This window comes from Pseudomonas sp. P108, from assembly GCF_032613195.1.
Classification (GTDB): domain Bacteria; phylum Pseudomonadota; class Gammaproteobacteria; order Pseudomonadales; family Pseudomonadaceae; genus Aquipseudomonas.
In genome coordinates this window covers 2,782,031-2,805,843 of sequence record NZ_CP126691.1, presented here as the reverse complement: position 1 = coordinate 2,805,843, position 23,813 = coordinate 2,782,031, and the positions used below count along the sequence as shown (strand labels likewise).

Annotated in this window: 20 protein-coding genes; 10 read left to right on the top strand and 10 right to left on the bottom strand. The window is 60.3% G+C overall.

Annotated features, from left to right (window positions below; all coding sequences use genetic code 11):
* Window positions 1-355 precede the first annotated feature (355 nt).
* The 3 genes from QOM10_RS12405 to QOM10_RS12395 are packed head-to-tail and all read left to right on the top strand — an operon-like array spanning window position 356 to window position 5,819.
* On the top strand, window positions 356-1,600 hold the full coding sequence (locus tag QOM10_RS12405) for an exonuclease SbcCD subunit D C-terminal domain-containing protein (RefSeq protein ID WP_160039561.1): 1,245 nt from the start codon (window positions 356-358) through the stop codon (window positions 1,598-1,600).
* Complete coding sequence (locus QOM10_RS12400; protein WP_316918157.1) at window positions 1,597-5,238, top strand: AAA family ATPase; 3,642 nt, start codon at window positions 1,597-1,599, stop codon at window positions 5,236-5,238. Before QOM10_RS12405 ends, QOM10_RS12400 begins: the two co-directional genes overlap by 4 nt.
* Window positions 5,235-5,819 (top strand): glutathione S-transferase, encoded by a 585-nt coding sequence (locus QOM10_RS12395; protein WP_316918156.1) that lies wholly within the window; start codon window positions 5,235-5,237, stop codon window positions 5,817-5,819. Before QOM10_RS12400 ends, QOM10_RS12395 begins: the two co-directional genes overlap by 4 nt.
* A 127-nt stretch (window positions 5,820-5,946) precedes the next feature.
* Here the strand turns inward: QOM10_RS12395 and QOM10_RS12390 are convergent, their stop codons facing one another.
* The 8 genes from QOM10_RS12390 to QOM10_RS12355 all read right to left on the bottom strand — a co-directional run bounded on the left by QOM10_RS12390 (window position 5,947) and on the right by QOM10_RS12355 (window position 12,810).
* Window positions 5,947-6,204, bottom strand: a complete 258-nt coding sequence (locus QOM10_RS12390) for a hypothetical protein (protein WP_127926921.1) — start codon at window positions 6,202-6,204, stop codon at window positions 5,947-5,949.
* Window positions 6,201-6,413, bottom strand: a complete 213-nt coding sequence (locus QOM10_RS12385; protein ID WP_150730916.1) for a hypothetical protein — start codon at window positions 6,411-6,413, stop codon at window positions 6,201-6,203. The genes QOM10_RS12390 and QOM10_RS12385 overlap by 4 nt, the downstream gene beginning before the upstream one ends.
* A gap of 351 nt (window positions 6,414-6,764) precedes the next feature.
* Complete coding sequence (locus QOM10_RS12380; protein ID WP_007917967.1) at window positions 6,765-6,944, bottom strand: hypothetical protein; 180 nt, start codon at window positions 6,942-6,944, stop codon at window positions 6,765-6,767.
* A gap of 156 nt (window positions 6,945-7,100) precedes the next feature.
* Window positions 7,101-8,276, bottom strand: coding sequence for a lactonase family protein (locus QOM10_RS12375; protein ID WP_316918155.1), 1,176 nt, complete (start codon window positions 8,274-8,276; stop codon window positions 7,101-7,103).
* On the bottom strand, window positions 8,273-8,575 hold the full coding sequence (locus QOM10_RS12370) for a DUF5629 family protein (RefSeq protein WP_095050106.1): 303 nt from the start codon (window positions 8,573-8,575) through the stop codon (window positions 8,273-8,275). The genes QOM10_RS12375 and QOM10_RS12370 overlap by 4 nt, the downstream gene beginning before the upstream one ends.
* 178 nt (window positions 8,576-8,753) lie before the next feature.
* Complete coding sequence (locus tag QOM10_RS12365; RefSeq protein WP_316918154.1) at window positions 8,754-10,334, bottom strand: aldehyde dehydrogenase (NADP(+)); 1,581 nt, start codon at window positions 10,332-10,334, stop codon at window positions 8,754-8,756.
* Between the two features lie 9 nt (window positions 10,335-10,343).
* Window positions 10,344-11,336 (bottom strand): AraD1 family protein, encoded by a 993-nt coding sequence (araD1, locus tag QOM10_RS12360; protein WP_127926914.1) that lies wholly within the window; start codon window positions 11,334-11,336, stop codon window positions 10,344-10,346.
* A gap of 151 nt (window positions 11,337-11,487) precedes the next feature.
* Window positions 11,488-12,810 (bottom strand): MFS transporter, encoded by a 1,323-nt coding sequence (locus QOM10_RS12355; protein WP_127926910.1) that lies wholly within the window; start codon window positions 12,808-12,810, stop codon window positions 11,488-11,490.
* A 193-nt stretch (window positions 12,811-13,003) separates the two neighbouring features.
* On the opposite strand from QOM10_RS12355, the gene QOM10_RS12350 reads away from it, so the two are divergent.
* Window positions 13,004-14,740: an IlvD/Edd family dehydratase gene (locus QOM10_RS12350; protein ID WP_007917984.1), complete on the top strand. Its 1,737-nt coding sequence runs from the start codon at window positions 13,004-13,006 to the stop codon at window positions 14,738-14,740.
* A 199-nt stretch (window positions 14,741-14,939) separates the two neighbouring features.
* Window positions 14,940-15,659 carry a FadR/GntR family transcriptional regulator gene (locus QOM10_RS12345; protein WP_122600168.1) on the top strand — a complete coding sequence of 240 codons (720 nt, stop codon included), beginning with the start codon at window positions 14,940-14,942 and terminating at the stop codon, window positions 15,657-15,659.
* Between the two features lie 262 nt (window positions 15,660-15,921).
* Here the strand turns inward: QOM10_RS12345 and QOM10_RS12340 are convergent, their stop codons facing one another.
* Together QOM10_RS12340 and QOM10_RS12335 are read right to left on the bottom strand one after the other, a co-directional pair.
* Window positions 15,922-18,306: an efflux RND transporter permease subunit gene (locus QOM10_RS12340; protein WP_150751944.1), complete on the bottom strand. Its 2,385-nt coding sequence runs from the start codon at window positions 18,304-18,306 to the stop codon at window positions 15,922-15,924.
* Window positions 18,303-19,346, bottom strand: a complete 1,044-nt coding sequence (locus QOM10_RS12335) for a WD40/YVTN/BNR-like repeat-containing protein (RefSeq protein ID WP_127926907.1) — start codon at window positions 19,344-19,346, stop codon at window positions 18,303-18,305. Before QOM10_RS12335 ends, QOM10_RS12340 begins: the two co-directional genes overlap by 4 nt.
* Before the next feature lie 462 nt (window positions 19,347-19,808).
* Here QOM10_RS12335 and QOM10_RS12330 point away from each other — a divergent pair, with 462 nt between their 5' ends.
* The 5 genes from QOM10_RS12330 (at window position 19,809) to QOM10_RS12310 (ending at window position 23,779) form a co-directional block, all read left to right on the top strand.
* Entirely contained in the window at window positions 19,809-20,399 is a 591-nt protein-coding gene (locus QOM10_RS12330; RefSeq protein WP_064119855.1) for an amino acid synthesis family protein, read from the top strand.
* 31 nt (window positions 20,400-20,430) lie between these two features.
* Window positions 20,431-21,264, top strand: a complete 834-nt coding sequence (locus tag QOM10_RS12325; protein ID WP_316918153.1) for an alpha/beta fold hydrolase — start codon at window positions 20,431-20,433, stop codon at window positions 21,262-21,264.
* Window positions 21,261-22,742 carry an aldehyde dehydrogenase gene (locus QOM10_RS12320; protein ID WP_316918152.1) on the top strand — a complete coding sequence of 494 codons (1,482 nt, stop codon included), beginning with the start codon at window positions 21,261-21,263 and terminating at the stop codon, window positions 22,740-22,742. The genes QOM10_RS12325 and QOM10_RS12320 overlap by 4 nt, the downstream gene beginning before the upstream one ends.
* Window positions 22,743-22,754: 12 nt before the next feature.
* Window positions 22,755-23,240, top strand: coding sequence for a flavin reductase family protein (locus QOM10_RS12315; RefSeq protein ID WP_016984497.1), 486 nt, complete (start codon window positions 22,755-22,757; stop codon window positions 23,238-23,240).
* Between the two features lie 134 nt (window positions 23,241-23,374).
* Complete coding sequence (locus QOM10_RS12310) at window positions 23,375-23,779, top strand: carboxymuconolactone decarboxylase family protein (RefSeq protein ID WP_316918151.1); 405 nt, start codon at window positions 23,375-23,377, stop codon at window positions 23,777-23,779.
* Window positions 23,780-23,813 lie beyond the last annotated feature (34 nt).

The window sequence follows — 23,813 nt, the reverse complement described above, 5'->3', positions numbered from 1 at the left end:
GCACTACCGGCTGATGGCACCCACATGGATGCGATCAGAGCAAATAACGGGAATAGGGAGATGACGTAATGACGAAGTCGATCTCGGAGCAGGTGAAACGGCCTATTGCAACCGGTAGTAGCGCATTGATATCAAAATAGAGGCGCGATATTAGATGGCCACTATTTTGGCGTCAATTTTTGAATCACTTGAAGAGTCGATCCCGATGAGCGGTATGAGTCAAACCGGGCCTTGCTGAATAGTCGTTGGCCTGCACAACAAGCCCTCGCGCCGCAATAATCTGTAAACTCTCCCCTCTTTCGCCGCCCTTCATTTCCTCGCGGCCATCACCTCTTTAATTGTTGCGGAGTCCACCTTGCGTCTGTTTCACACCTCCGACTGGCACCTTGGGCAAAACCTGCACGGCCAGGAGCGCGATTTCGAGCACGCCTGTTTTCTCGAATGGCTGCTGCGCCAACTGCAACTGGCGCAGCCGGATGTGCTGCTGATTGCCGGGGATATCTTTGACACGGTCAATCCGCCGGTCAAAGCCCAGGAACGCCTCTACGATTTCATCGTCAGCGCCCACGAGCAGCAGCCGTTGCTGACCATCGTGATGATTGCCGGCAACCACGATTCCGGCTCGCGGATCGAACTGCCCGCGCCGTTGATGAGGCGTTTGCGCACGCATGCGCTGGGTCGGGTGTTGTGGCTGGATGACGGGCAACTGGATGCCGAACGCCTGCTGCTGCCGTTGCCGGATAAAACCGGCGAAGTCGCCGCGTGGTGCCTGGCGCTGCCGTTTCTGCGCCCGGCGGAGGTGACCGGCGCGCATCTGGGCGACAACTATTTGCGTGGCATCGGTCAGGTGCATGAATGGCTGATCGAAGCCGCCAACGCCAAGCGCCAACCCGGTCAGGCGCTGATCGCCATCAGCCACGCGCACATGGCTGGCGGTTCGGTGTCGGAAGACTCCGAACGCAGCCTGATCATCGGCAACGCCGAAGCCCTGCCCGCCAGCCTGTTCGGGCCGAGCATCAGCTACGTTGCCCTCGGCCACCTGCACAAGCCGCAGAAGGTCAATGGTGAAGAACGCATTCGTTACAGCGGCTCGCCGATCCCGTTGTCGTTTTCGGAAATCAGCTATCAGCACCAGATACTCGACATCACCCTCGACGGCGAAACCCTGGTCAGCGTCGAGCCGAAACTGATCCCGCGCTCGGTCAACCTGCAGCGCATCGGCCCGGCACCGCTGGCCGATATTCTGCTGCAACTGGCGGATCTGCCGAACATCGACCTGCTCGCCGAAACCCAGCGGCAGCCGTGGCTAGAAGTGCGCGTAACCCTCGATGAACCACAGCCGGATCTGCGCCATCAAGTCGAAAGCGCCCTGCAAGGCAAAGCCGTGCGCCTGGTGCGTATCGCCGCTGAATACGCTGGCAACCGTGGCGCTGACGGCGTCGAAGATGGCACCTCCCTGATCGAACTCGACCAACTCACCCCGCAGGAATTGTTCAGCCGCGCCTGGTTCGACAACTACGGCAACGAGGTCGATGAACAGACGCTGAAGGACTTCGCCGAACTGCTGCAAGACGTACAACTGGAGGGCGAGCAGCCATGAAGATTCTCGCCATTCGTTTGAAAAACCTCGCCTCGCTGGCCGGCCCTTTCGAAATCGATTTCACCGCTGAACCGCTGGCCAGTGCCGGTTTGTTCGCGATCACCGGCCCGACCGGCGCCGGTAAAAGTACTTTGCTCGACGCCTTGTGCCTGGCGCTCTTCGGCGCCGTGCCGCGCCTGAACAACACTGGCCGCGACGCCAAAGTCCCCGATGCCGACGGCGAAATCGCCACCGGCGACCCGCGCACGTTGCTGCGTCGCGGTACCGGTGAAGGCTACGCCGAAGTGGATTTCGTCGGTGTCGATGGCCGGCGCTACCGTGCGCGCTGGGAGGCCAATCGCGCCCGTGAGAAGGCCGGCGGCAAGCTGCAAGCCAGCCGTCAGAGTCTGCGCGACATCGATCAGGATCAACTGCTCGCCAGCCAGAAAGGCGAATACAAAACCCAACTGGAAGCCGCACTCGGCCTGAACTTCGAACAGTTCACCCGCGCCGTGCTGCTGGCGCAGAGCGAGTTCAGTGCGTTCCTCAAAGCGGACGACAACGACCGCAGCGAACTGCTGGAAAAACTCACCGACACCGCGCTGTATACCCGCCTCGGCCGCCGCGCCTTCGACAAGACCAAAGAGGCCCGCGAAGCGCACAAGCTGTTGCAGGATCAGGCCACCGGCGTGACCCCGTTGGCGCCCGAAGCCCGGGCCGAGCTGGACGAGCGCTTCAACGCCGCGCAACAGCAGTTGAAGTTGCAGCAGGCGCAGCTCAAACAACTTGAGCAGCAGCACGGCTGGCTCAAGGACTTGCGTGTATTGCAGGACGCGCAGCAAGCCGCCGCAGAACAACTGCACAGCGCCCAGCAGCAATCGGAAAGTCTGGCCGGCGAGCGGGTGACACTGACGCGACTGGAGCAGCTCGGCCCGCAGCGGCACCAGTTCGCGCGTAAAACCGAACTCGATGCGCTGCTGACGCCGTTGGCCGCACAGATTGCTGCGCACTCGCAGCAACACACCGAGCTGACCGAGCGCCAAACGCAACTGGAGCACAACCTCGAAACGGCGAAAGTCGCCCTGAGCGAAGCGCAGCAACGGCAGAGTGAAAACGCGCCGCTGTTGCGTCAGGCCTTTGATGAGCAAAGCACCCTCGCCCGTCTGGCCAAGGATGTCGCGCAAAGTGCCGAAGCCAGGCTCAGTGCGCAGCAGGCTTGCACTGACGGCCAAAACGCCATTCAAGCCTTGCTGGAAAAACAGACCCAGGTCGGCGAACGCCTGCAACGTATCGCCGCCGAGCTTGAGCAGAGTGCTCATCTGGCGCCGTTGAGTGACGCGTGGAATGCCTACCGCGATCGCCTGCAACAGCTGATGCTGATCGGCAACCGCTTGAACAAGGGCCAAGCCGAACTGGCGAGCCTCGAAGAAAATGCCACGCGCAGCGCCGCAGAACTGACCACGCAGAAGCAGCAACTGGAAGTGCTGTTCAAAGAGGCCGGCGCCGAACCCGATGCCGTCGCCGAGCAAATCGGCATCCTCGGCACGCTGCTGCAGGACAACCGCAAACAACTGCGCGCCTTCGAAGACCTGTCGCGCCTGTGGGCCACGCAGCAGGATCTCGACAAGCGCAGCGCCGAGTTGCAACAGCGTCAACTCAACGCCCAGCAGGAGCGTGATCGCCTGACTCAGGACGGGGTGAAAAGCAAAGCCGAACTGACCGTCGCCGAACAAACCCTCAACGTCACCCGCGAGCTGCTTGAACGCCAGCGGCTGGCGCGCAGTGCCAGTGTCGAAGAGTTGCGCGCGCAGTTGCAGGACGATCAGCCGTGCCCGGTCTGTGGCAGCAACGAGCATCCGTATCATCAGCCTGAAGCGCTGCTGCAAAGTCTTGGTCGCCATGATGAAAGCGAACAGGCCAACGCCCAGCAAGTGGTCGATCAGCTCAAGGAAAAGCTCATCGAACTGCGCGCCGAAGTCGGTGGCGTGATTGCGCAACAGAAAGAGCTGCTGCAACAGCAAGAACAACTGGTGAACCAGCAGCAAGCGTTGGCGCCAAGCCTCGATGCGCATCCGCTGTCCGCGCAGTTGTTCAATCAGGACGCCGACAAGCGCGTTGCCTGGCTCGCCCGGCAAAACGAGCAACTGAACCAGAGCATCACTCAGGACGAACAACGCCAGAGCGCCCTGCTCACCCTGCAACAGGATGCCGCGCGCCTGACCCAGCAATTGCGTCAGGCCGAAACCGCGCATCAGCAAGCCGCGCAGCACCTGAGCAATCAGCAGCGCGAACTCGGCAGCGACCGTCAGCGCCTTGATGAGGAACTGACAGCGTTCGCCACTCTGCTCCCCGCCGATACACTTGAAGCCTTGCGCCAGGAACCGGCGGCGACCTTCATGCAGCTCGACCGGCAGATCGCCGAGCGTCTGGCGCAAGTCGACCAGCAGAAGGAAGAACTCACCGAGCAGCAACAGCGTCAGCAGACGCTGGAGAAAGAGCAGGATCGCCAGCAGACCCGCGTCCAGCAAGCGCAAACGGCTGAGCAACAGTTCAATGCGCTGGCCGAACAGCAGCAACTCTGCCAGGACAAACTTGCGCAGTTGCTGGGTGAACACGGCAGCGCCGAGCAGTGGCAGCAGCAACTGGAACAGGCTGTGGAGCAAGCGCGCTCTGCCGAAACTGGCACCGCTCAAGACCTGCAAAACGTACGCACGCAGATTGTGCAGATCGCCGCTGAACTCAAGGCGCAGCAACAGAGTTTGCAGGCGCTGCAAAGCGAGGATCAGGATCTGGCGAGCAAGATTGCCGACTGGCGCGCTCGTCATCCCGAGCTGGATGACGGCGGCCTCGAAGACTTGTTGCGGGTCGATGATGAGCAAGTCGCGCAATTGCGCCAGCGCTTGCAGCTCAATGAAAAAGCCATCGAACAAGCCAGGGTCTTGCTGCAGGAGCGTGATCGGTTGTTGCTCGATCATCAGTCGCAACACAACGGCAATCTTGATGCCGAGCAACTCACCACCGCTCTGAGCGATTTGCAGAATCAGTTCAATGTCAGCGAGCAGCAATGCGCCGAACTGCGTGCCGAACAGGCTGAAGATCAGCGCCGGCAGAACGCCAATCAGGCGCTGGCCCAGCAGATCGCCGATGCCTACGCCGAATATCAGCGCTGGGCGCGACTGAGTGCCTTGATCGGCTCGGCCACAGGCGACACCTTCCGCAAGATTGCCCAGGCCTACAACCTCGACCTGCTGGTGCATCACGCTAACGTGCAACTGCGCCAACTGGTCAAACGCTATCGCTTGAAACGCGGCGGCAGCATGCTCGGCCTGCTGGTGATGGACACCGAAATGGGCGATGAACTGCGCTCGGTGCATTCGTTGTCCGGCGGCGAAACTTTCCTCGTGTCGTTGGCGCTGGCGTTGGGCCTGGCATCGATGGCCTCGAGTACGCTGAAGATCGAATCGCTGTTTATCGATGAAGGTTTTGGCAGCCTCGATCCGGAGTCGCTGCAACTGGCGATGGATGCGCTCGATGGTTTGCAGGCGCAGGGGCGCAAGGTCGCGGTGATTTCCCATGTGCAGGAAATGCACGAGCGGATTCCGGTGCAGATTCAGGTGCAGCGCCAAGGCAATGGTTTGAGCACGCTGGAGGTGAAATGAACACGCTGTATTCCTTCCGCCGTTGCCCGTACGCGATGCGGGCGCGGATGGCGCTGCGTTACTCGGGTGTACCGGTGGACATCGTTGAGGTCAGCCTCAAGGCGAAACCGGCGGAGATGCTGGCGATCTCGCCCAAGGGTACGGTGCCGGTGCTGGATGCGGGTGGGCGGGTGATTGATGAGAGCCTGGAGATCATGCGCTGGGCGTTGGCGCAGAATGATCCGGATGATTGGTTGCTTGATGGCGATTCACGGATTGCTGAACTGATCGAAGCGAATGATCAGGGGTTCAAGGTGCATTTGAATCGCTATAAATACCCTGAGCGCTACCCGGAGCAGCCGATGGAGGTTTACCGGGCTGAGGGGGCGTTGTTCTTGCAGAGGCTGGATGAGCTGCTGACTGATCGTGAGTACTTGCTGACCAACCTTGCGAGCCTGGCGGATGTGGCATTGCTGCCGTTTGTTCGGCAGTTTGCGCATGTTGATCGTGAGTGGTTTGCGCAGACGCCCTATGTTCGTTTACAGGCCTGGTTACAGCGTTTCCTCGAGTCCGAACTGTTCACCTCGATCATGAAGAAATAACCCTCACCTTCCTGCTTGATGATCGTTCCCACGCTCTGCGTGGGAATGCCTCAAGGGACGCTCTGCGTTCCAATCGGACGCGGAGCGTCCGGGGCTGCATTCCCACGCGGAGCGTGGGAACGATCAGTCAGGCCAGCGCTTGGCACATGCCGAGCGCCATGCAATCCACTTCGAATGGCCCGAGAAAATCGGCCGAAGCCTTTACCGGTGGATTGCCGGCCATCAGCCCCAGCGTGTTCGCCCGTTCGATATTGTGCGCAATGTTGTGATTGGCCTCTATGGCCCGGGCCAGTGCGCCCACCGAGCCTTGACCGATACCCAATAATGAAGCGCCGTTGGTGAAAAACGCCAAACCGGCGACTACCCAAAGTCTGTAGCCTTTCATGCTCCGCCGACTCCTGCGAGTTCGGCCCGGTGGACCATCACGCTTTGCGAGCGGACTTCGAACTGGATGCCGGGGTGGTCGACTTGAATCGGTGCGTCAAAGCTGTGTTCCATCTGCGAGGCGATGCTGACGACCAGCACCACGGCCAGGTACAGACCGATGACCAGGTAGGCGCCGCGTTTGGCTGAATGAATGATTGTGCTGGCCATGGTGTTCTCCCGTGGGCATGTTTCGATGTCCACAGAATCAATCAAAAAAGCCGCGCTAACCACTCAGGGTTTGCCATAGTAAACATCAGCTTCGTTGATTATTTAGCCAGTCTATTTGCGTGTTTGAACAAAACTATCGTGCTGCGAAAAACACACGTGCAGGAGCTGCCGAAGGCTGCGATCTGATCGTTCCCATGCTCAGCGTGGGAATGCCTCTCGGGACGCTCTGCGTCCAGTGACGCGGAGCGTCACGGTCTGCGTTCCCACGCGGAGCGTGGGAACGATCCCAAGGGCAAGATCAAGACTGCAGCCTTCGGCAGCTCCTACAGGGAGTTGTGCAGAACGGGCATTTCAGTGTTGGGCTTTGTGATCCAGGGCGGCGTAGAAGTTGGCGCTCTGTTGCAGGTATTTCTGGGTGTAGCTCTGGGTGTGGGATTTTTTGCTGTTGATTTCAACGTTGGCACTGGCTGGCAGCACAACGGTGGCAGAGATGGCGGAAGCGGCAATCACGGAGAAGAGATTGAAGTTCATGGCGGTAACCCTCGTGTTCAGTTAGCTGGTTTGCCCGGTTGGGCCGTGAAGCAAACTTAACGCTCGAGGGTTGATCGCTTGAAATGCTTTGTAGCATTACCGGATATCAGCGCGATTAATACAAAGAGACAGGCCCCGTAAACCGGGGCCTGTGGCTTATTGTCGCACTATGAACTTGAGGTCGCTGGGCGCGTCCATCGGCAGTTTCTGCACGGTTTTGCCGAGCAGACCGGTCTTGCCATCGCGCTCGACGACGACAATTTCGTTGCTCTTCTGGTTGGCAATCAGCAGGAATTTGCCACTTGGATCGAGGCTGAACTCGCGCGGGTGATCACCGTCCACCGAACGCTTTTGCAGCTCTTTGAGCTGGCCGGTGGCCGGATCGATCGCGAACACCACCAATTGATTGGCGGTACCGCGGTTGCTGACGTAGAGGAACTTGCCATCGGCCGAGGCATGCAGCGCGGCGCCGGCCTTGTCCGAGGTTGGCTGACCGGCGGCCAGATCGACCAGTTGCGTCTGGGTCAGCACGCCATCGTGGTAATCGAACACCGCGACCTGCGCGCTCATTTCCATGGTCAGCCAGGCGTGTTTGCCGTCAGCGCTGAACAGCAGATGACGCGGGCCGCTGCCGGCCGGCAAGGGCACTGCGGCGGTCATCGCCGGCGTCAGCGGCAAGTCCGGGTTGGCCTTCGGATCGAACAGGTAAACGAAGACTTTGTCCGCGCCCAGATCGTTGGAGAACACGTAGCGGCCGTCAGGCGAAGAAACCGTCGAGTGCACGTGGTTGGAGGCCTGGCGCTCAAGATTGATCCGGCTCGCCGGGTGCGCGCTCATCTGCACGACGGGTTTGAGTTTGCCGTCGGCACCGACCGGCAATACCGCCAGCGTTCCACCCGGATCTTCCATCACCGAATAGTTGCTGACGAACAAGTGGCTAGCATCACCACTGAGGCTCGAATGGGTCGGCTCGTTGCCCAGGCTCTGCACTTGATTGATCAGGGTCAGGGCGTGGGTTTTCGGATCGATCGAATAGCTGCTGACACGGCCGACCGGGTCTTTCTGGCCCGGGCCGTTTTCATTGACCACGAACAGCCTGCGCTGGTCTTTGGACAGGGTCAGCCATGACGGGTTTTCGCTCTTGACCACCTGTAGCGGTTTGGCGGCGATCTGGCCGGTGGCACTGTCGAAGTTCATTCGATAGAGGCCCTGGCTGGTGTTGGCGGTGTAGGAACCGACCAGCAACTGGAAGTTCTCGGCGGATGCGCTGGAAAGCCCCATGGCACCGACGCTGCCGGCCATCAGCAGCGGCCAGAATTTACGCATTTTCATTGATTGTCATCCTCGTCATCGCTGCTGCTGACTACGTCGCCATGACAAACCAAGCGGTGTTCGCCGATCGCTTTGGTTTCATTGAAATAACCGACGATCAACCAGCTCTGCAAAGAGTCGTCGAAAGTTGCAGCGGCAACCTGAACCGGGGTGAATTCCCAATGCTTGGCCGCTCGGCCGTCGATGCATTCGATGTGCAGGTTGTCGTCTTCATCGAGGAAAAATTCGAAGGCGTGCAAGCCGTCGATTTCGACCATATCGGATTGTTCGAGGACGTCGAGAAGGGTTTGGGCAGTCATGGCAAACAGTCTTTCTAGGGGGGAAAGGGCCAATGATAGCTCAATGTGATCCAGAGGCCTTATGGGAACCCTTGTGGGAGCGAGCCTGCTCGCGAATGCGGTGTGTCAGGCCATGAAAGGCTGACTGAAAGAATGCATTCGCGAGCAGGCTCGCTCCCACAGGGATATTGCCTGGCAGTTACAGCGCGTCGCGTGAGGACTTGCCGTCAACCAGGCGCTGGATGCGCAGCGGGTTGGCGTTTTTCAGCGGCTCGGGCAGCAAGCTGTCCGGGTAGTTCTGGAAGCACACCGGGCGCAGAAAGCGGTCGATGGCCAGCGTACCGACGGAGGTGCCGCGTGCGTCGGATGTCGCCGGATACGGCCCGCCGTGCACCATCGAATCACACACCTCGACACCGGTCGGATAACCGTTGAGCAGGATCCGCCCGACCTTCTGTTCCAGCAACGGCGTCAGCTCAGGGAAGCGTTCGAAGTCCGCCTGCTCGCCAATGATGGTCGCCGTCAGTTGCCCGTGCAGGCCGTGAAGTGCAGCGCTGAGTTGCGATTTGTCTGCCACTTCGACAATCACCGTGGTCGGGCCGAACACTTCTTCCTGCAGCACTTCATCGCCATCGATCAACAGGCTGGCATCGGCCTTGAACAACTGCGGCTGCGCTTGATTGCCCTGCTGTGGATTGCCGGCCAGATGCTCAATGCCGGGATGCGCCAGCAGTTGCTGCAAGCCTTTACCGTAGCTGCCGAGGGTGCCGGCGTTGAGCATGGTTTGCGCCGGTTGATCACCGATCAAACCCGCAACCTGCTGCACGAACGCGCTGAACTCTGGCGAGCGGATGCCGATGACCAGGCCCGGATTGGTGCAGAACTGACCGCAGCCCTGCACCACCGAAGCAGTCAGGTCGCGGGCGACCGTTTCCGAACGCTCGGCAAGGGCCTGCGGCAGGATGATCACCGGGTTGATGCTCGACATCTCGGCAAACACCGGAATCGGTTGCGGGCGTGCAGCGGCCATGTCGCACAGCGCACGACCGCCCTTGAGCGAACCGGTGAAACCCACTGCCTGGATCGCCGGATGCTTGACCAGCCATTCGCCGACGCCGCCACCGTAGATCATGTTGAACACACCGGCGGGCATGGCGGTTTTTTCGGCGGCGCGAATCACCGCGTCAGCGACCAGCTCAGCCGTGGCCATGTGACCGCTGTGAGCCTTGAACACCACCGGACAACCGGCGGCGAGTGCCGAAGCGGTGTCGCCGCCCGCCGTGGAAAATGCCAGTGGAAAGTTGCTTGCGCCAAACACGGCGACGGGGCCGAGACCAATGCGGTATTGGCGTAGATCCGGACGTGGCAGCGGTTGGCGATCCGGCAGTGGCAGATCAATCCGCGCACCGTAGAAATCACCGCGACGCAGCACTTTGGCGAACAGACGCATCTGCCCGCTGGTGCGACCGCGCTCGCCTTGAATGCGTCCGGCCGGCAACGCCGTTTCGCGGCAGACCACGGCGACAAAATCATCGCCGAGCGCATCCAGCTCATCGGCGATCGCGTCGAGAAACTGCGCGCGGCGTTCGGCGCTGAGGCTGCGGTATGCCGGATACGCGGCAGCGGCGGCTTTAGCGGCGGCGTCGACTTCTTCAGCCGTGGCCTGGATGAAATCGTGCGGCAGCTGTTCGCCCGTCGTGGCGTCGACCGATTGCAGTTTGACGTTGCCAGCGGCGCTGCGCTGACCGCCGATGTAGTTGTGACCGAGAATCTGAGTCATGGGATCTCCTTAAAGGGTGCCGATGCTGTCCGGTACAAAAGCCGCTGGAACCGGAACGATGCCATTGACCAGCGGCGCGCCGAATTCGGCCTGGCTGATTTCGAAGACGTCGCCCGGCTGGGTGCGGATGCCATCGGCGAACGACAGGGTCGCAGTGCCGAAGAAATGAATGTGCACGTCGCCGGGACGCAGGAACTGGCTGTACTTGAAGTGGTGGTATTCGAGGTTGGCGAGGCTGTGGCACATGTTCGCTTCACCGCTGAGAAATTCGTTCTGCCAGAGCACTTCGCCGTCACGCAGAATGCGACTGGTGCCTGCCAGATGTTGAGGCAGTTCACCGGTGCGAAGTTCCGGGCCGTAACTGCAACTGCGCAATTTCGAGTGCGCGAGGTACAGGTAATTCTTGCGCTCCATGATGTGATCGGAGAACTCGTTGCCGACCGCAAAACCCAGGCGATAAGGCTTGCCGTCGTTGCCGATGATGTACAGGCCGGCCATTTCCGGCTCTTCACCGGCGTCTTCGGCAAATGGCGGTACCGGGAAGGGTTGGCCCGGGCGGACGACGATGCTGCCGTCGCCTTTGTAAAACCATTCAGGTTGTACGCCAGCCTGCCCCGCCGCCGGTTTGCCGCCCTCCACGCCCCATTTGAAGATGCGCATGGTGTCGGTCATCGTCGCTTCATCGCCGGCCTGCTGGTGCATTTTGTCCCGCGCCGAGGCGCTGCCCAGATGCGTCAGGCCGGTGCCGCTGATCAGCATGTGCGCCGGGTCCGGGTGGTCGAGTGGCGGCAGGATGCGCAACTGGGACAGCAACTCGGCGTAGTCGTGGCTGATGCCGAGTCCGAGGGTTTGCACTTGCTGCTCAAGGGTGTTGCCGGCTTCGATGGCGGCCAGTGCCAGATCGCGCACGCTGCGGGCGTCCTGGACTTCGCGCACCAGACCGTTGTCGACCACGCCGACGCGGCGTTCGCGGTTGCTTAATTCGAATTGAACCAGATGCATGTTCTTCTCCTATTCTCTCAAAAACACCGCTATCCCCTGTGGGAGCGAGCCTGCTCGCGAAAGCGGTGTGTCAGTCACCTCAAATGTTGAATGTGCCGGCCTCTTCGCGAGCAGGCTCGCTCCCACAAGGGATTTGCGTTGCTTTAAAAATTCAGGTGCGGGTGGCGCCACGGGCGCTGGCAGCAAATTGGTCAACCGGCAGGACGTGTTTGCGCTCAAGTACGCGGTAGACAACGCCGGTCAGGATCAAACCGAACACCATCACGCCCGACAGGAAATACAGGCCAGACGCAAGATTCCCGGTGTATTCCTTCAACGCCCCAATCACAAACGGCCCGATGTACCCGCCCAGATTCCCCACCGAATTGATCAGCGCAATCCCCGCCGCTGCACTCGCGCCGGCAAAGAACCGTCCCGGCAAGGTCCAGAACACCGCCGTGCAGGAAAACAGCGCAAACGCCACCAGACACAGCGCCGCCAACTGGGCCACCGGCAACGACAGCCACGCACTCATGAACAAGCCAATCGCGCCCAGCACATAAAGGACGGCGAGATGGCCGTAACGATCATTCAAGCGATCGGAACTGCGCGGCACGATCAGCAATCCGATGATGCCGAAGATGTACGGCACCGACGAGACGAAACCGGTGACCAGATCGCTGCCACCGAACTGTTTGATCAATGTCGGCAACCACAAACCCAAGCCATAAATGCTCAACGTCACCGGCAGATAGAACAGCGCCAGCAACAACACACGTTTGTCTTTCAGCGCATGCAGCGGGTTGCCGTGGCGAGTCTGGCCGTATTCCTGCAAATCCTTTTTCAGCTCGCCGGTCAGCCAGTCCTTTTCCGCCTGATCCATCCACTTCACTTGCTGCGGACCATCCGGCAACCAGCGCAACACCGGCCAGGTGAGCAGGATCGCCGGAGTACCGATGACGATGAACAACCACTGCCAGCCATGCAGGCCAAGGACGCCGTCCATGCCAAGCAAACCACCAGACACCGGGCCGGTGATCATCATTGCGATCGGTTGCGAGAGGATGAACAGCCCGAGGATCTTGCCGCGATGGCGCACCGGGAACCATTGAGTGATGTAGTAGAGAACACCGGGGAAGAACCCCGCCTCGGCCGCGCCGAGCAGAAAGCGCATCACGTAGAAACTGTGCGGGCCCTGGACGAAGGCCATGCCGATAGTGATGGCGCCCCAGGTGATCATGATCCGCGCGAACCAGCGTCGTGCGCCGAAGCGTTCGAGCATCAGGTTGCTGGGAATTTCGAAGAGGAAGTAGCCAATGAAGAACAGCCCGGCGCCGAGGCCGTAAGCCGCATCGCCAATGCCAATGTCGGCGCCCATGTGCAGCTTGGCGAAGCCGACGGCGGAGCGATCCACATAGGCGATCAGGTACAGCAGGATCAGGAAGGGAATCAGTTTCAGCGTAATGCGCCGTATCAGCCGCAGTTCCTGGCTCATGAGATCGGTCTCCGATTGTTGTTTTTATAGAACCTCGGGGGACGCCTCTCACGGAAAACCGTCAGGGCCATCCCTCCGTCGAAAACGACTATATAGTAATACTAATTCACCAACAACACTTCCAAACCTAGGATTTTGCGCTTAGATTAAGCCGTAGTTGGAACACTATAGTCATACAATAAGAGAATCGATCATGTCTGATAAGAAACCCACCCTGCGCTCCGCCCAATGGTTTGGCACGGCCGACAAGAACGGCTTCATGTACCGCAGCTGGATGAAGAATCAGGGCATCGCCGACCACCAGTTCCATGGCAAGCCGATCATCGGCATCTGCAATACCTGGTCGGAATTGACCCCGTGCAACGCGCACTTCCGCCAGATCGCGGAGCACGTCAAACGCGGGGTGATCGAGGCCGGTGGCTTCCCAGTGGAATTCCCGGTGTTCTCCAACGGCGAATCGAACCTGCGCCCGACCGCCATGCTCACCCGTAACCTGGCGAGCATGGACGTTGAGGAAGCGATTCGCGGCAACCCGATCGACGGCGTGGTGCTGCTGACCGGTTGCGACAAAACCACCCCGGCGCTGCTGATGGGCGCGGCGAGTTGCGACGTGCCGGCGATTGTTGTCACCGGCGGGCCGATGTTGAACGGCAAGCACAAGGGCAAGGACATTGGTTCCGGCACGGTGGTCTGGCAGCTCAGCGAACAGGTCAAGGCTGGCACCATCACGATTGACGATTTCCTTGCAGCCGAGGGCGGCATGTCGCGCTCGGCGGGCACCTGCAACACCATGGGCACGGCGTCGACGATGGCCTGCATGGCTGAAGCACTCGGCACTTCCCTGCCGCACAACGCGGCGATTCCGGCCGTGGATGCGCGGCGTTATGTGCTGGCGCACATGTCCGGCATGCGGGCGGTGGAGATGGTTCGCGAAGATTTGAAACTGTCGAAGATTCTGACCAAGGAAGCTTTCGAAAACGCCATCCGGGTCAACGCCGCGATCGGCGGCTCGACCAACGCGGTGATTCACTTGAAAGCCATCGCCGGGCGCATTGGCGTCGAGCTGGATCTGGACGACTGGACCCGTATCGGTCGCGGCATGCCGACCATTGTCGACCTGCAACCGTCGGGGCGTTTCCTGATGGAAGAGTTCTATTACGCCGGTGGTTTGCCAGCGGTGCTGCGACGTCTCGGCGAGGCCAATCTGATTCCTAACCCGAATGCGTTGACCGTCAACGGCAAGTCGATCGGCGAGAACACCAAGGACGCGCCGATCTATGGCGAAGACGAGGTGATCCGCACGCTCGACAATCCGATTCGCGCCGACGGCGGGATTTGTGTGCTGCGCGGCAATCTGGCGCCACTCGGTGCGGTGCTGAAGCCGTCCGCTGCAACGCCGGAACTGATGCAGCATCGCGGTCGTGCGGTGGTGTTTGAAAACTTCGATATGTACAAGGCGCGGATCAATGATCCGGAGCTGGATGTCGATAAAGATTCGATTCTGGTGATGAAGAACTGCGGGCCGAAGGGTTATCCGGGCATGGCTGAAGTCGGCAACATGGGCTTGCCGGCCAAACTGTTGGCGCAGGGCGTGACCGACATGGTGCGGATTTCTGATGCGCGGATGAGCGGCACGGCGTACGGCACGGTGGTTTTGCACGTGGCGCCGGAAGCCGCGGCTGGCGGGCCTTTGGCGACGGTGAAAGAAGGCGACTGGATCGAGCTGGACTGCGCCACCGGACGCTTGCACCTGGACATTCCGGACGCCGAACTGGCGGCACGCATGGCGGATCTGCAGCCGCCGCAGCAGTTGTTGGTGGGTGGCTATCGCCAGTTGTACATCGACCATGTGCTGCAGGCGGATCAGGGTTGTGACTTTGACTTCCTGGTCGGTTGCCGAGGCGCGGAAGTCCCCCGCCACTCCCACTGACCTTCTCCACCGATCGTTCCCATGCTCCGCGTGGGAATGCCTCAAGGGACGCTCCGCGTTCCAGCTCTGAAATGGGACGCAGAGCGTCCCGGGCAGCATTCCCACGCAGAGCGTGGGAACGATCATTACCCGCCTCAAGATTGTGCCGTGCCTGCTATGATGCGCGGCATCTCCATCGCTCAGGATCGCGCCGTTCCCCATGGATTACCGCAAACCCTCCGACCGCAAAAGCATGCACTCGCGCATCGTCCAGGAACTGGGCATGCAGATCGTCTCCGGACGCTTCAAGCCCGACGACAAACTGCCCGCCGAAGCCCTGCTGTGCGAGGAGTACGCGGTCAGCAGGCCAGTGTTGCGCGAAGCCACGCGGGTGTTGGTCGCCAAGGGGTTGGTGTATTCGAAGCCACGCGTCGGCACGGTGGTCAAGGCCCGCCGCGAATGGCACATGCTCGACCCGGACGTGCTGCACTGGCTGATGCAAAGCAGCCCGCAGAATGAATTCTTCAATGTGCTGACCAGTGTGCGCAGCATTATCGAACCGGCCGCTGCTGCCCTCGCCGCCCAGCATGCCACCGATGCCGAAATTGCCGGGATCGGTGAGGCTTACCAGCGCATGGAAGCCGCGCCGACGCCAGAAGCGTTGTTGCAGCCGGATCTGGATTTCCATAGCCGGATTGCCGATGCGACGCACAATGATTTGCTGGCGAACCTGTGCAACATGTTGTCGGTGGCGATTGCCGAGGCGTTGAAGCATTCGAATCAGCGGCCGAATCTGCATGAATTGGCGTTGCCTCGGCATAAGGCGATTTTGACCGCCATTGAGAATCGTGATGCGCTGGGTGCTCGGCATGCGACGTTGGTGCAGCTGGATGATGCGCGTAGTGCGTTGAGTGTTGTGCTTGGCGCTGAACTCACTTAACGCTTGAGATCCTCTGCCCTCACCCTAGCCCTCTCCCAGAGGTAGAGGGGACCGATTGGGGGATATTCGAGATTTACGCCGACTTGAACGATTTGCTGTGAATCCATAATCGACTCGGTATCTCAGGTCGATGGATCAAGCCGCACACCTCGGTCAGTCCCCTCTCCCTCCGGGAGAGGGTTAGGGTGAGGGGCTCTTGATCTTAAAACACAAAAAAAGCCGCAACCCTAAGGTTGCGGCTTTGTCTTTTCAGCCCTTCAGATCAGTGGGCAAACAGCGAGTTCCCCTTCTGCCCCGCCAGTTTCTCCGGCTTGATCAGGAACTTCGCCAGTGCCGGCAGCAGCCACAGCGCACCGAACATGTTCCACAGCAGCATGAAGGTCAGCATCAGGCCCATGTCGGCCTGGAACTTGATCGCCGAGAAGATCCAGGTGCACACACCAATTGCCAGGCACAGGCCGGTGAACAGCACCGCTTTACCGGTGGATTTCAGCGTCTGGTAATAGGCCTCCTGCAACGGCAACCCGGCACGCAGGAAACTTTCCAGACGGCTGTAGATGTAGATGCCGTAGTCGACACCAATCCCCACACCCAACGCCACCACCGGCAAGGTCGCAACCTTCACGCCGATGCCCATGAACGCCATCAGCGCGTTGCCGAGTACCGAGGTCAGCACCAGCGGCAGGACGATGCACAAGGTCGCCGCCCACGAACGGAAGGTGATCATGCACATCACCGCCACGCAGATGTACACCAGAATCAGGATGGTCAGCTCAGCCTGTTTGATGACTTCGTTGGTAGCCGCTTCGATCCCGGCGTTACCGGCCGCGAGGATGAATTCCAGGCCGTCCTTGTTGTTGTCCTTGGCGAATTCCTGCACCGCGTGCACCGCACGATCAAGGGTTTCAGCCTTGTGATCGTTGAGGAACACCAGCACCGGCGCCAGCGAGCAACTGTTGTTGTACAGACCGTCGGCGCGGGCAATCGAGTTGTTCAGCACGTCCGGGTTGCGCGACAGGGTTTCCCATTTCAGGTTGCCCTCGTTCATGCCCTTGATCATCTGCTTGGACACGGTCACCAGCGAGATCGCCGACTGCACGCCCTCGGTGTTCTGCATCTTCCACATCAACTCGTCGATCGGCGCCATGGCTTCATAGCGTGAGCAGCCTTCCGACTTGGTCTTGACCATCACCACCAGCACATCGGAACTGGTCGAGTAGTTGTTGATGATGAAGTTGTTGTCCTTGTTGTAGCGCGAGTCCGGACGCAGTTCCGGTGCGCCCTGGTCGAGGTCACCGATTTTCAGGTTCTGGCTGTACCAGAGGCCGCCACCGAAGGCGATCAATGCCAGCAGCACCGAGATGCGGGCGACTTTCGGGTTGGCGAAGTTCGACAGCAGGCGCCAGAACGGATGCTCGCGGTTGGCGTCCTTCTTGCTCCGGGCAATCGCGCGCTTGCTGATGCCGACATAGGAAATCGCCACCGGCAGCAGAATCAGGTTGGTGAACACGATCACTGCCACGCCGATCGACGCGCCAATGGCCAATTCACGGATCACGCCGATGTCGATGATCAGCAGCGTGATGAAACCCACCGCATCCGCCAGAATCGCGATCATCCCCGGCAGGAACAGTTGCCGGAAGGTACGCCGCGCTGCGGTCAGGGCGTTGTCGGCCTCGCTGGATTGCAGGGCGATGCCGTTGATCTTCTGCACGCCGTGGGAAATACCGATGGCGAAGATCAGGAACGGCACCAGCATCGAATACGGATCGAGTCCGAAACCGAAGAAGTGCATCAAGCCGAGCTGCCAGACCACCGCCACCAGCGTCGTACTCAATACGGCGATGGTGCTGCGCACGCAGTTGGTGAACCACAGCAGCAGGATCAGGGTGATGACGAAGGCGATGCCGAAGAACAGCACCACCATCACCAGACCGTCGATCAGGTCACCGACCTTCTTGGCGAAACCGACGATGTGGATTTTGACGTTGGGATTCTGCGCTTCGAACTTGTTGCGGATCTTGTCTTCAAGCTCATGGGAGAACTTGCGGTAGTCCAGCGCGAGCAACTTGCCCTGGTCTTCCGGGTCCGGGTAGGACTCCAGCAGCGGAATGTCGACGATGCTCGACTTGAAGTCGTTGGCCACCAGACGCCCGACCTGGCCGGATTTGAGCACGTTGTTGCGCAGCAGATCGAGGCTGTCCTGCGAGCCGTTGTAGCTCTGCGGGATCACTTCACCGCCGGCAAAACCCTCTTCGGTCACTTCGGTCCAGCGTACGCTCGGACTCCACAGCGACTTCAGGCCGGAGCGGTCGACGCCGGAGATGTAGAACACCTCGTCGTTGATCTGCCGCAGGGTCTCCATGTACTCCTTGGAGAAGATGTCGCCGTCCTTGGCTTCCACCGAAATACGCACGGTGTTACCGAGGTTCGCCAGATCATTGCGGTGCTCCATCATCTTCTCGATGAACGGATGCTGGAGCGGGATCATTTTTTCGAAACTGGTCGACGGCCGGATCAGCGTGGCCTGCCAGAACAGGAAAATGCTCACCACCAGACAGATCAGGATCACTGCCGGGCGGTTGTTGAAGATCAGGCGTTCAAGAAACGTCGCCTTGTCCTGCTGAGGAGTGATCAAGGAAGTCATAGCCCCGCCTTCTTGTTATTGATCTCGGCACCGTTAGGCAGTGTGGTGTGAACGCCGCCCTGCCCGCTCAGAATCAGGTTGCCGTCGCCGGCAGCAGTGACCGATGACAGCGAAATGCGGTCCGGACGGTTGAACACACTGAAGGTCTCGCCGTTGTCGCTGCTGCTGATCACCGAGCCGCCGTTACCGACGATCACGATCGAGCCGTCTTCAAGAAGGGTCGCACCTGACAGGCCGAACTCCAGCGCCCCACGTGCAGCTTTCAGTTCGACCTGCTCCCAGGTGCTGCCGAAATCCGTGGAGCGATAAAGATTGCCGCGCAAGCCGTACGCCAGCAGGGTCTGCGGCTGCGCCGTGCCGATCACGCCGAACAGCGAACCTTCGTACGGGCCTTCGAGTTTTTCCCAGGTCTGGCCGTCGTCGGCGGAGCGAAACATGCTGCCCGACTCGCCGACGATGAACAGCCCGGCATCCTTCACCGCCGCGATGGCGTTGAGGTGGAATTGATCTTCGTTGTCGAGGCGGTCGCTGACGTCTTGCCAGTTTTTACCGCCGTCGGTGGTTTCCATCAACGCGCCGTACGCGCCCACGGCGAGGCCGCTGTTGACGTCCTTGAACCAGACGTCGAGCAGCGGCGATTCACGTTTGAGGTCTTCGAATTGTTTGGTCCAGGTCAGACCGCCGTCTGCGCTGGCGAGGATTTGTGCGTCGTGACCGACCGCCCAGCCGTGCTTGTCGTCGACAAAATACACAGCCGTCAGCAGCTGCCGGCTCGGCACCTTGGCCTGTTTCCAGGTTTTGCCCTGGTCATCGGAATAAAGGATGTGCCCGCGATCGCCGACCGCGACCAGTCGCGCACCGGCGTGGACGACGTCGAGAATCAGGCTTTTCGCGGCTTTGGCGGATTCGGTGGCATAGACCACATCGGCCGGGGCCTCGGCGGCAATCACGGGTGCCGACAACGTGGCAAAGCCCAGCAGAGAGAGTGCTGTGGCCAGCAACGCGGTGTTGCGTAACGCCGGCGGGCGGCAACGACTCATAGACCTTCCCCTATTTATTATTGTTAGGCCATCTGACCTTCAAGGGCGCCGCAAGTGTGCTCCGCTGATGGCTGCTCAGGAGCATAGTCCTGAAACCCGCAATCCAGAGCCACTTCGGAAGCTGGCTCATCCTATCGGGCTTTCGAAACGTCTGACAATCGGCGCCACGTTATCTTTTGTTAACCGAAAGCGGCCCTCTACCGACGCTGATTTCCATTGTGGGAGCGAGCCTGCTCGCGAATGCGGTGCACCAGTCACCCAGTTTATTGGCTGACCCACCGCTTTCGCGAGCAGGCTCGCTCCCACAGGGGTTAGGGGTGGTCTTGGTATTTGTGGTTGTCAGTGAATGCGGCGCCATTCGCCGGATGTATGACGCAATTCTTGCGCGGGGGACTTGCACGATTGGTATTATGGTATACCATCAGACGCACAGACACTCTCAATCCCCCTACGGAGCAGCTCATGAGTTTCGAAATTCGCAAGATCGTCAGCTATGTCGAAGAAACCTTTATCGAAGGCGGCAAAGCCACTGACAAGCCAGTGACCATGGTCGGCCTCGCCGTGGTGATGAAAAACCCATGGGTGGGCAACGGTTTCATTGAAGACCTCAAGCCGCAGATCCGCGCCAATTGCTCTGACCTCGGCGCACTGATGGTCGAGCGTCTGGTCGGCATCATCGGCGGTGCGGAAAAAATCGAGGCCTACGGCAAAGCCGCCGTGGTCGGTGCCGATGGCGAGATCGAACACGCCTCCGCCGTGATCCACACCCTGCGTTTCGGCAACCACTACCGCGAAGCCGTCAACGCCAAGAGCTACCTGAGCTTCACCAACAAGCGCGGCGGTCCGGGCACCTCGATTCAGATCCCGATGATGCACAAGGACGACGAAGGCCAGCGTTCGCACTACATCACTCTGGAAATGCAGATCGAAGACGCGCCGCGTGCCGACGAAATCGTTGTGGTGCTGGGTTGCGCCGACGGTGGTCGCCTGCACCCGCGCATCGGCAACCGCTACATCGATCTGGAAGAACTGGCCGCCGAAAAAGCCCAGTAATCACAATAAAAAGGCACTGCAGGAGCGCTCCATGATTCGGCTCACCGCTGAACTCACCCCGGCTGGCACCAGTTACCTGGCGACCGGCCAAGGCCAGCCCGTGGTTTTGATCCACGGCGTGGGCCTGAACAAAGAAATGTGGGGCGGGCAGATTGTCGGCCTGTCCAGCCAGTACCGGGTGATCGCCTACGACATGCTCGGTCATGGCGCCAGCCCGCGACCGGCCAGCGGCACCGCCCTGCTCGGCTACGCCGATCAGTTGCTGGAGTTGCTCGATCACCTCAATCTGCCGCAGGCAGCGGTGATCGGTTTCTCCATGGGCGGTCTGGTCGCGCGGGCCTTTGCCCTGCATTACCCGGAGCGCCTGCAAAGCCTGGTGGTGTTGAACAGCGTGTTCAACCGCAGTGAAGAACAGCGTGCCGGCGTCATCGCGCGCACCGCGCAAGCCGCCGAACATGGCCCGGACGCCAATGCCGAAGCGGCGTTGTCACGCTGGTTCAGTCGCGAATATCAGGCGGCCAATCCGGCGCAGATCGCCGCATTGCGCCAGACCCTAGCCAATAATGATCCGCAGGGTTACCTGACCACTTATGAATTGTTCGCCACCCAAGACATGTACCGCACCGACGACCTGGGCAGCATTCAGGCGCCGACGCTGATCGCCACTGGCGAACTCGATCCGGGTTCGACCCCGGAAATGGCCGAGCAACTGGCCCGGCGCATCCCCGGTGCGAAGGTTGCTGTGCTGCCCGAGCAACGGCATATGATGCCCGTAGAGTCGCCGCGTCTGGTCAATCAGACGCTGCTGGAATTTCTCCAATTCGCACACTCCCGACAAAACCATATAAAGGGGATCGTTGCATGACACTCGCACGCTTCCAGATGTGCATCGGCGGAGAATGGGTCGACGCCCTCTCCGGGAAAACCTTCGAAAGCCTCAACCCGGCCACGGCGCAAGCCTGGGCCGAACTGCCCGACGCTGATGAGGCGGATGTCGAACGCGCTGTGCAATCGGCACAGACTGCTTTCGACAGCCCGGCGTGGCGTGGTCTGACTGCCACTGCACGCGGCAAATTGCTGCGTCGTCTCGGTGACTTGATCGCGGAAAACAAGGAACAACTGGCGCAGCTGGAAAGCCGCGACAACGGCAAACTGATCCGCGAAACCCGTGGGCAAGTCAGCTATCTGCCGGAGTTCTTCCACTACACCGCCGGCCTTGCCGACAAGCTTGAAGGCGGCACGCTGCCGCTGGATAAGCCCGACCTGTTTGCCTACACCGTGCACGAAGCGATGGGCGTAGTCGCGGCGATCATTCCGTGGAACAGCCCGCTCTATCTGACCGCAATCAAACTCGCCCCGGCGCTCGCCGCTGGCAACACGATTGTGATCAAGCCGTCCGAGCACGCTTCGGCGACCATTCTTGAGCTGGCGCGTCTGGCCCTCGAAGCGGGGATTCCGCCGGGCGTGGTCAACGTTGTCACCGGTTACGGCCCGAGCACCGGCGCCGCCCTCACCCGCCATCCGCTGATCCGCAAAATCGCCTTCACTGGCGGCGCGGCCACGGCGCGGCATGTGGTGCGCAGCAGCGCCGAGAACTTCGCCAAGTTGTCGCTGGAACTGGGCGGCAAGTCGCCGAACATCATCTTCGCCGACGCCGATCTGGACAGCGCGATCAACGGCGCGATCGCCGGGATCTATGCCGCGTCCGGGCAGAGTTGCGTGTCGGGTTCACGGCTGTTGGTGCAGGACGAAATCTACGACGAGTTCGTCAATCGACTGGTCGAACGCGCCCAGCGCATTCGCATCGGTAATCCGCAGGAAGACAACAGTGAAATGGGCCCGATGGCCACCGCGCAGCAACTGTCGGTGGTCGAAGGTCTGGTCGCTGATGCCATCGCTGAAGGCGCGCGTTTGCGTACCGGCGGCAAACGCCCAACCGGTCTCGGCGAAGGCTGGTTCTACGAGCCGACGCTGTTCGAATGCGACCGCAATTCGATGAAGATCATGCAGGAAGAAGTCTTCGGCCCGGTGGCGTCGGTGATTCGCTTCAAAGATGAGGCCGAGGCGCTGGCCATCGCCAACGACTCGCAATTCGGCCTTGCGGCGGGCATCTGGACCCGCGACCTGGGTCGTGCTCACCGCCTCGCTCGCGATGTTCGCTCCGGGATCATCTGGGTCAACACTTACCGCGCGGTGTCAGCGATGGCGCCGATCGGCGGTTTCAAGAACAGTGGCTATGGACGCGAAAGCGGCATCGATTCGGTGCTGGCCTACACCGAACTGAAAACGGTGTGGATCAACCTGTCTCAGGCGCCAATGCCTGATCCGTTTGTGATGCGCTAGGAGTCCTGCGAAATGATCGAACCCGGCATTTACAAAGACGTCATGAGCTCGTTCCCGTCCGGCGTCACGGTGGTCACCACCGTTGACCCCGAAGGCGGGATCGTCGGCATCACCGCCAGCGCCTTCAGTGCGCTGTCGATTGACCCGGCGCTGGTGCTGTTCTGCCCCAACTATGCTTCCGACACCTACCCGGTGTTGCGTGACAGCAAGAAATTCGCGATCCATTTGCTGTCCGCTGACCAGACGGCTGAGGCCTATGCGTTTGCCGGTAAAGGCAAGGACAAGGCCAAAGACATCGAGTGGCATTTAAGCGAATTGGGTAACCCGATTCTGGCCAAGGCCACGGCGATCATCGAGTGCGAGTTGTGGCGGGAATACGATGGTGGCGATCACGCGATCATCGTTGGCGCGGTGAAGAACCTGATCCTGCCGGCGCAACCGGTGACGCCGATGATCTACCACAAAGGCAAGCTCGGCCCCCTGCCGACCCTGGCCTGACGGATTCACACAAAACCCTGTAGGAGTGAGCCTGCTCGCGATAGCGGTGGATCAGTCGACATCCATGTTGAATGTCAGTCCGCTATCGCGAGCAGGCTCACTCCTACAAGGGATTTGTGGTGACTGGAGGATTTATGAGTAATGAGAAGTATGAGAAAGGCCTGAAGATCCGCACTCAGGTGCTCGGCGAAGCCTATGTGCAGCGTTCAATCGACAACGCCGACGACTTCACCCGCCCACTCCAGGAAATGGTCACCGAATACTGCTGGGGCCATGTCTGGGGGCGCGAGGGGTTGTCGCTCAAAGAGCGCAGCATGATCAACCTGGCGATGATCTCGGCGCTCAACCGTCCGCATGAACTCAAGCTGCATGTGCGCGGCGCCTTGCGTAACGGCCTGAGTCGTGAGCAAATACGCGAAATTCTGCTTCAGGTCGGCATTTATTGCGGCGTTCCGGCAGCCGTGGACAGTTTCCGGCTGGCCCGTGAAGCCTTTGCCGAAACCGACGCCGAAGCCTCAGTCAACCCCTCGGCTGTTTAGATGCCCGTCTGGCATGGACAGCCAACTTAAAGAG